Source organism: Flavobacterium sp. UBA4854 (assembly GCF_002399805.1).
Lineage (GTDB): Bacteria > Bacteroidota > Bacteroidia > Flavobacteriales > Flavobacteriaceae > Flavobacterium > Flavobacterium ginsengisoli.
Genome location: NZ_DHEI01000120.1, coordinates 92,784 through 101,645, shown reverse-complemented (window position 1 = coordinate 101,645; position 8,862 = coordinate 92,784). Strand labels below are relative to the sequence as shown.

Sequence of the window (8,862 nt, the reverse complement as noted above, 5' to 3'; positions counted from 1 at the left end):
TTTTCAGAAATTATATTTTTAAAAGTATTGACATTTTTATTGGCAATTTCCTGCGCTTCTTCCAGAAAACCTTTTGAGATAAAAGCTCTTCCGCTTTCTTCATGATCAATTACAATTACTCTGTAACCTAATTCTGTCAAGAGTTCGTATGCATCAATTCCGACTGAAACATCATAGTAATTGGTAAATTCATCGCAGAAAAGATAAACGCTTCCGTTTTCAAAAGAACTGCCTATGTTCTGTTTTCTATTCTTTTCATACCATTTTCTAAACGTCTTTGGAGCCAATAACGGCACTTGTCTTTCAGGCGCAATTCCCATTCTTTTTTTAACGAAAGAAAGATTGGATGCCCAATTGGTAATAGATGGCGCAATGCTTCCCAATTCATTGAGTTTTGAATTGAAAGCAAATATTTTATTTCGGAAAGAAAATCCGTTTGCTTTTTGATATTGGTATAAAAATTCGGCTTTTAAAGTCGCTACGTCTACATTACTTGGACATTCGCTTGCGCAGGCTTTACAGCTTACACACAATTCAAAAACTTTATACAATTCTTCATGATCGAATTTATTTTCTTTTTCTGAATTCGTCAGATATTCTCTTAAAGCGTTGGCGCGTGCGCGCGTAGTATCTTTTTCGTTTCTTGTGGCACGATAACTCGGACATAAAGTTCCACCTGCAGAAGGCATTTTACGGCAATCGCCCGAACCGTTGCATTTTTCAGCAGCACGCAAAACTCCTAAACTATCAGAGAAATCCTGAATGGTTTGTATCTCAGGTTCTACTCTTCCCGCTTCAAAACGAAGATTTTCATCCATTTTCGAAGCATTTACGATTTTACCAACATTCAAAATAGTATCAGGATCAAATGCTTTTTTAACTCGTTTCAGCAATTCGTAGTTTTTATCGCCAATCATAAACGGCAAAAACTCTCCGCGTAAAATTCCGTCGCCGTGTTCACCGCTTAATGAACCTCTATATTTTTTCACCAAATGGGCTACTTCAGTAGATAAATTTCTAAACTGATGTAATCCTTCTTTTGTTTTTAAATTAATCTTCGGACGCAAATGCAACTCTCCCGCTCCAGCATGTGCATAGTAAATCGCGCTTTGTCCGTGTCTTTCCATCATTGCTGCAAAATCGGCAATATAATTAGGCAAATCACTCAATTCTACCGCAGTATCCTCAATAGAATCGGCAGCTTTGTCGTCTCCTACAATACTTCCTAAAAGTCCAAGACCTGCTTTTCTTACCTCATTTACTTTGTCAATATCGGTTCCGTAGATTTTTGGCAACGCATATCCGAAACCATTATTTTCTAAATCTTTAATTAATGCATCGGCTTGCAATTCGGCATCTTCCATGCTAATGTGCGATCCCACTTCGAGCATTATTACAGCTTTTGGTTCGCCCACAATAAAAAATCGATTTTTAGCTTGTTCTCTATTGGTTTTGGTACAATCTAAAATCGTATCATCCATCATTTCGCAAGTGTACAAATGATGTTTCATGGCAGTGACAACGGCTTCTAAACTTTCTTGAATGGTATGAAAATGTGCCACAACCATGATATTATTGGTTGGCGGCAAATCGTCTACTTTCAAAGTAATTTCTGTAGTAAATGCCAAAGTTCCTTCACTTCCGCAAAGTAGTTTTCCTAAATTGATGGTATCTTCTGTTCCCGAAAAAAGTTTTGATTTCAGTAAAACATCAATTGCGTAACCTGTATTTCGTCTGTGAATTTCTGGTTTTGGAAATTCTTTTAAGATTTCTTCCTGATTTTCTTTGCTCGAAAGTTCGTCGTAAATGGTTTTGTAAATTTTATTTTCTAAAGAATCGCCTTTTGTTTTCTCAATGAATTCTTCAGAAGTCAAATCTCTGAATATTGCAGTAGTTCCGTCGCTTAAAACGGCTTTTATTTCTACAATTTTATCTCGGGTAACACCGTAACGAATTGAGGTTGTTCCCGACGAATTATTTCCAACCATTCCGCCAATCATACATCTATTGGTGGTTGATGTAGTTGGAGCAAAAAACAATCCGTGGGGTTTTAAATATAAATTCAGTTCATCACGAATTACTCCAGGCTGAACTGTAATGGTTTTATTTTTAGGATCAAAAGCAACTATTTTATTAAAATGTTTAGAAACATCGACAATGATTCCGCTTCCGATAGTTTGACCTGCAAGTGAAGTTCCTGCTGTTCTAGGCGTTATAGAAATTTTATTTTTTGAAGCGAACCGAATAATATTTACAATATCATTTTCTGATTTTGGAATGGCCACGGCAAGAGGCATAATTCTATAAGCAGAGGCATCTGTGGCGTATATTTTTTTATGAAGATCATCATAAAAAAGAGTTCCTTCTAGCGAGGTTTCTAATTCTTGTAGTTGAAGAGAATCGGACATTTAATTGGTTCTGTTGCTTTTGGTTCTTTAATACATGTTTTATTTCTGCGCTTCACTAAAAAGTTGTTTGGCAAAAACAATACATTCTAAATTTTATTAGAATTTGATATTTATTAAAGTTCCTCTTAAAAGCTTTGAACTTCTTTTAACGCACCAAAGAAATGGCAAGTAAACCAAGAAATGATTTTCATAAATATACCTGACTAATAAAACTAGTTTTAACAAATATAGATACAAAAAGCATACAAATACATTATTTTGCGTTTTTTAACATAATTAAATTAAAATAACGCAACAAAACGCAAAAACTGTATTAAGTAAGTTTAAAATTATAAGATAAAAACACCAGATTTTCTATATTCGTCTAGTTTTTCATCTTCTGGATCTAACTCTGTCACAATCGTATCGAGTTGTGTAAGATCGCATACGCCGTGTGGCATTTTGGTATTTAATTTATTTGAAGCAAACATGGAAACCACTCTATCAGAAGCTTCTATCATTGCTTTTTTCACAATTGAGATTTCATAACCTACTTCTGTAAGCCCTTGTTTTATATTTATACTGCTGGCACCAATGAAACAAATATCGGCTTTGATTTTAGAAACCACCTGAATCACATCCATACCAATGGTTACCATTGCGTTTTTCTGCATTTTGCCACCAATAAATATTAAATCAATATTTGGATGTTGAGATAATTGCATTGCGATTGGTAAACTATAAGTATATATTGTCGCTTTTAAATTAGCAGGAATTAACTTGGCAAAAACCAAATTGGTGCTTCCTCCACTCATTATAATAACCTGATCGTCATGAAGTAAAGACAATGCTTTTGACACGATTTGTTTTTTTTGTTCTTCTGCAGCTATTGCAATATCAAATACATTTGCAGGTTTCTCTTTAACTTGAACTGCCCCGCCGTATACCTTCTCTAACTGCTTTTTACTGTCCAATTCATTCAAATCTCTTCTTATGGTATCTTCAGACAAATCGAGAGCCAAAGCTAAATCTGTTGTAACAACTTTTTGGTCTTCAATAAGCTTAGTCATTATGTATTTATGTCTTTCGGCTTTCAGCATGTTTTTTTAAAAGTTAAAGTTCATCACAAATATATCAAATATTTTAATCTCTATCAGAAAAGACGTTAAAAACTGCAAAAATACGCATTAAGAAGATTTCTAAAATAAATCAAATAAACTTTTTGAGGCAAAACTTGCGTTTTTTTGCGTTATTCAATTTTTTTTTCGAAAAAAAATCAAAAATAACGCATTTATATGCAATTAATAAATATATTTGCTCAACAACAACCATAAAAAACCAGATTAATCATGAAAAAGTTACTCTTTATTTCAGTGTTGGTTTTGTGCATTCAAACAGCATTTGGACAAGCAAAAACAGTTACTGGAACAGTAAAAAGCAAATCAGACGGAATTCCAATTCCTGGAGTCAGCGTCGTTATTCAAGGAACAAATAATGGCACTACGACTGACTTTGATGGAAACTACAGCATTTCTGTAGCACCGGGACGAACTCTAAGCTTTAGTTATATGGGTTATGAAACTCAATCAATTAAAGTGGAAAGCCAACAGAAAATAAATGTTGGTCTTATAGAAAGCACTTCGAAACTAGACGAAGTTGTTGTTGTAGGTTTTGCTTCTCAGAAAAAAACCAATTTAACAGGAGCTGTTGCCAATATTGATGTTGCTAAAACAATTGGAAGCAGACCTTTAACTGATGTTAGTAAAGCTTTACAAGGTACTACTCCGGGGGTAAACATTAATTTTAATTCAGGAAATATTAACCGTGCCGCAAAAATAAACATTCGTGGAGCGGGTACAATTAATGGTTCAGACGATCCTTTAATATTAGTAGATGGTGTTCCTACAGATTTATCATTAATTAACCCAAATGATATCGCTACAATGTCTGTACTTAAAGATGCGGCTTCTGCATCTATCTATGGTGCTCGTGCTGCGTTTGGAGTTGTTCTTATTACTACAAAAAGCGGAAAAACAGGCGAAGGAAAAGTTAGATTTTCTTATTCTGCCAATACGGCTTTTACAAACCCAATTTCTACACTTAAATTCTTAGATCCAACAGAAGAAATTCCAGGATTAATTGCCGCAGGAACAAGAACGGATGGTTCTACTCCGGAGATTTTTGGTCAGAACTACAGCATTTTGTTAGACGGAATTAAAAACTGGAAACAAAAATATGCAAACAATCGTACCAGTAATGAAATGATTTATGGTGAAGACTGGGAAATAAAAAATGGAACTCCTTACTTCTATAGAGTATGGGATGCTAACAAAGAATTGTATGCAAGTAATGCGCTACAAACAACACACAATATTTCTGCTCAAGGAAATTTAGGAGATAAAAGTTCATTCTTTGCTTCGTTCGGATTAACTAACCAAGATGGTATGTTAAGAGTGAATCAAGAAAAAAGACAAAGAATCAACATTAATTTAGGTTTTACAACAAAACTAGCAGATTGGCTTACTGGAGATTTCAAAGTAATGACTATCAATAGTTCTTACGATCAGCCATTTAACTATTATGGAGGTTCTGGAACTGATGACACAGGCTACGGAGGTTACTTTGGTTATGCGCTTCGTTGGGGACAATATTTCCCGAATTTTGGAACTTATAGAGGATACAATTTCCGTACAGCTGGAGGGTATTTATCTAATGCTTCTAGAAACGAAAACAACAAACGTAATACAAGGGTAAGCGCTAGATTTACGGCAGATATTACAAAAGATTTAAACCTTATCACTGAAATTAGCAGTGTAAACGATTATTACAACAGAAAACAAAATGGTGGTAAATTCTTAGCATGGGACAGCTGGTCTGCAATGCCATACGATGCTACTACAATTCAAACCGCTACTCCTGCAACTCTTGAAACAGGAAATGATTTTGTTGGACAATCAAAACAAGAATCAACTACAAATGTGGTAAACATTTATGGTAACTATAAAAAACAATTTGACAAGCATAACTTCAAATTCTTAGCTGGTTTCAACTCAGAATGGCAAAATTTATCTCGTAACTACGCAAGAAGAAATACGCTTTTAGACAAATCAAAACCAGAATTTAACCTTGCAGTTGGTGAACAATTTGTTTCTGGAGCTGCAAACACAGATTTAAATCCAACGGTAACAGAATACTCGATTGCTGGTTTCTTTGGACGTGTGAATTATGATTACAACGGAATTTATTTAGTAGAGCTTAATGCTCGTTATGACGGTTCTTCAAGATTTCCAACTAACGAACAATGGGGATTCTTCCCTTCTGCTTCTGTAGGATACAAAATTGTGAACGAGAAATTTATGGAAGGAACACGCAGCTGGTTAAACGATCTTAAATTGCGTGGTTCTATCGGATCAATCGGTAACCAAAATGTTGGAAACAATGCTTTCTTATCGATCATGACAGCTAAAAATCCTTCTTGGGTAAACAGCGGTGCTACTCTTCCGCCTTCTACAAATTTACCAACTAACGTAGATCCTGCATTAACTTGGGAAAAAGTAATGACTAAAGATGTGGGTATCGATGTTAAAATATTAGATATGCTTGGTGCTTCTTTCGACTGGTACCAGCGTGATACAAAAGGAATGCTTGCTCCAGGTATAACACTTCCAGGTTCATTTGGACAGACTTCTGCACAAACTAACTCAGGAAACATGAGAACTCAAGGTTGGGAGCTTTCTTTGAACTTTAATAAAAATTTAAGCGAAACTGCTTCTATTTTTGTTGATGTTGCTTTATCTGATTCTAAATCGGTTATTACAAAATGGAACAACTCTTCTAAATTATTAGCTTTAGTTACTACAGATACAAAACCTTACTATGATGGTTACGAAATTGGCCAGATTTGGGGATTAACAAGTGACAGACTTTTACAGGCTGATGACGTAATTACAAATAATGGAAAAACGGTAAATGGTGTTGACTACTCTAAAACAATGGGTGGAAACTTCAAATACGGAGCTGGAGACGTTCACTATGTGGATTTAGATGGTGACGGAGCTATTACTCGTGGAGCTGGAACTGCAGACGATCACGGAGATTTGAAAAAAATTGGTAACTCAACACCTCGTTATAGATATGGTATTACATTAGGCGGTAAATTCCGTGGATTTGATATTTCTACTTTCTTCCAAGGAGTTGGAAAACGTGATTACTGGGCTGCTTCAGATGCTGTATTGCCTTTCTTCCGTGCGCCTCAGCAAATGTATGCCAACCAAGCAGATTACTGGACTCCAGAAAACACAGGTGCTTATTTCCCAAATCCATATTATGGTAACGAAGCAAATACTTTTGGGTCTGGTACTCAAGGTCAGAACAACTTTGTTACTTCAACAAGATATTTATTAGACATGTCTTATTTCCGTCTAAAAAACTTTACTATCGGATATAACTTGCCAGCAGCTCTTGTGAAAAAAGCAGGATTAGAAAAAGTAAGATTATATACTTCTGGTGAAAATATTGCGACTTGGGCAGACAAACGTCTTCCTGTAGATCCTGAAATCGACGAAACAGAAGTTTTCTGGGGAAGAGCTTATCCTTACACAAAAACATGGTCAGTTGGTGTTGATATCTCTTTCTAATCTCTAACTATTCAAAACTCTTACAATGAAAAAATACAATATAAAATCTAAGTTTCTGCTAATGTTTGCAACTGCTTTACTAGCAGGAAGCGCAGTTAGCTGTTCAGATTATCTTACTGATGATCCTGCAGATAAATTTACAAATGATAACTTTTGGCAGTCAGAAGACAACGTAAAAACCTTTTCATGGCTTAATTATGATACTTTCTATGGTTATGGTAATGGTACTACAATCGGACTTTCTTTTTTCTACTATCATGGAAGTGATTATAGAGTAGATGATAACTTATCTGCCTTTACTTTCTACCAAATGCCAGTTACAGCTGCAACTACGAATCTTTATTCTTGGAATGAATATTACACACTTATCCGTCGTTGCAACCTAATGCTAGAAAAAATCCCGACAGTAAACATGTCGACAGAAAAAAAGAATCATTACATTGGAGTTGCTAAATTTTTTAGAGCTTATACGTATTTTCGTTTAGTGCAAAAATTTGGAGATGTGCCTTACACTGACAAATATTTAGCTCAAGATGATGCTGCAGTATATGCTCCTTCAAAACCAAGAGCCGAAATTATGGACAACGTAATTGCAGAACTTCAAGAAGCAGCCGATTTGATGCTTGTAAATGATGACAAAAACGTTACTGCAAATAAATACACAGCTTACGCAGCTTTAAGTAATGCTTGTATTTATGAAGGTACTTACAGAAAATACCATTTAGGTCAAGATGGAAGCGTTTACCTTAACAAAGCAAAAGCAGCTTCTTTAATGATTATGAATAATCCAAGCTACAAATTAAATGCAGATTGGAAAGGACTTTACAACTCAGTTGAATTACTTGGAAATACAGAGGTGATATTAGCAAAACGTTATTTAACAAACGTATTAATGCACTCTCTTCAAAACTATACCAATACTTCAACAATTCAATACGGTTTAACAAAATGGGCTGCTGACAGTTATGTAACAACAAACGGATTGCCTATTCAACAAACTGGAAATAGCCAATACGTAGGCGATGACAATGTTACAAATACATTCACTAACAGAGATCCTCGTTTTAGTAAAACGGTAAATCCAGCAAATTACGGCTACAAAGGAAAACCTTTTGGTACGGCAGCTTTAGTTTCAATGTCTGGATATGTATTCGAATTATACAACAATCCTGCTACAACAGGTCCAGATGTAACTACAGGAGGACGTAACTATACAGATGCTCCATTATTCACTTTAAGTGAAGTATATTTAAATTATGCTGAAGCTTGTGCTGAATTAGGAACTGCAACAAATAGTGATCTTGATTTATCAATCAACAAAGTGCGTACTCGTGCCGGAATTGCTCCTTTGACTACTGACGGAGTAAATGCTTCTGCAAATGGTGTTCAAATTAATGACCCAAGAAGAACTTCTTCTTTAGAACAACTTTCTGGAGTAGTAAATCCGTTAATTTGGGAAGTTCGTCGCGAGCGTCAAATTGAATTCATGAGCTGGACAACATTAAGACAAGCTGATATTTACCGTTGGAAAAAAGGTGATTATTTAGATACAAATAAAAACCCTGACGTTAATCTTGGTGCTAGAATTGGAACTCCAGTTGGATCGCAAACTGTTGTTGATGCAAACGGATATGTAAAAATATACCCAGCAAGTACAAGAACTTTTGAACCTAAGCATTATTTAATGAACATTCCAACAAATGACATTGATTTATACAAAGCTCAAGGTGTAGAATTAAAACAAAATCCAGGTTGGTAATTCAGTAAAAACTGAAAAAAAACATATTAATAAAACTGCCTCCGACGTGAGACTTTTCGGAGGCAGTATTTTAAAAACA

Annotated in this window: 4 protein-coding genes; 2 read left to right on the top strand and 2 right to left on the bottom strand. The window is 35.2% G+C overall.

Going from position 1 to position 8,862, the window contains the following annotated elements; all coding sequences use genetic code 11:
* The coding region (locus tag B3J44_RS17935; RefSeq protein WP_286970104.1) for an FAD-binding and (Fe-S)-binding domain-containing protein at nt 1-2,408 on the bottom strand (2,408 nt) is incomplete at its 3' end.
* Between the two features lie 329 nt (nt 2,409-2,737).
* A complete protein-coding gene (locus tag B3J44_RS17930; protein WP_286970102.1) occupies nt 2,738-3,487 on the bottom strand; it encodes a DeoR/GlpR family DNA-binding transcription regulator in 750 nt (249 codons plus the stop codon).
* A gap of 249 nt (nt 3,488-3,736) precedes the next feature.
* On the opposite strand from B3J44_RS17930, the gene B3J44_RS17925 reads away from it, so the two are divergent.
* Together B3J44_RS17925 and B3J44_RS17920 are read left to right on the top strand one after the other, a co-directional pair.
* The gene (locus tag B3J44_RS17925) at nt 3,737-7,024 is read left to right on the top strand and encodes a SusC/RagA family TonB-linked outer membrane protein (RefSeq protein ID WP_286970101.1); all 3,288 of its coding nucleotides are present in this window, start codon (nt 3,737-3,739) and stop codon (nt 7,022-7,024) included.
* A 25-nt stretch (nt 7,025-7,049) separates the two neighbouring features.
* A complete protein-coding gene (locus tag B3J44_RS17920) occupies nt 7,050-8,783 on the top strand; it encodes a RagB/SusD family nutrient uptake outer membrane protein (protein WP_286970100.1) in 1,734 nt (577 codons plus the stop codon).
* Nucleotides 8,784-8,862: the final 79 nt, after the last annotated feature.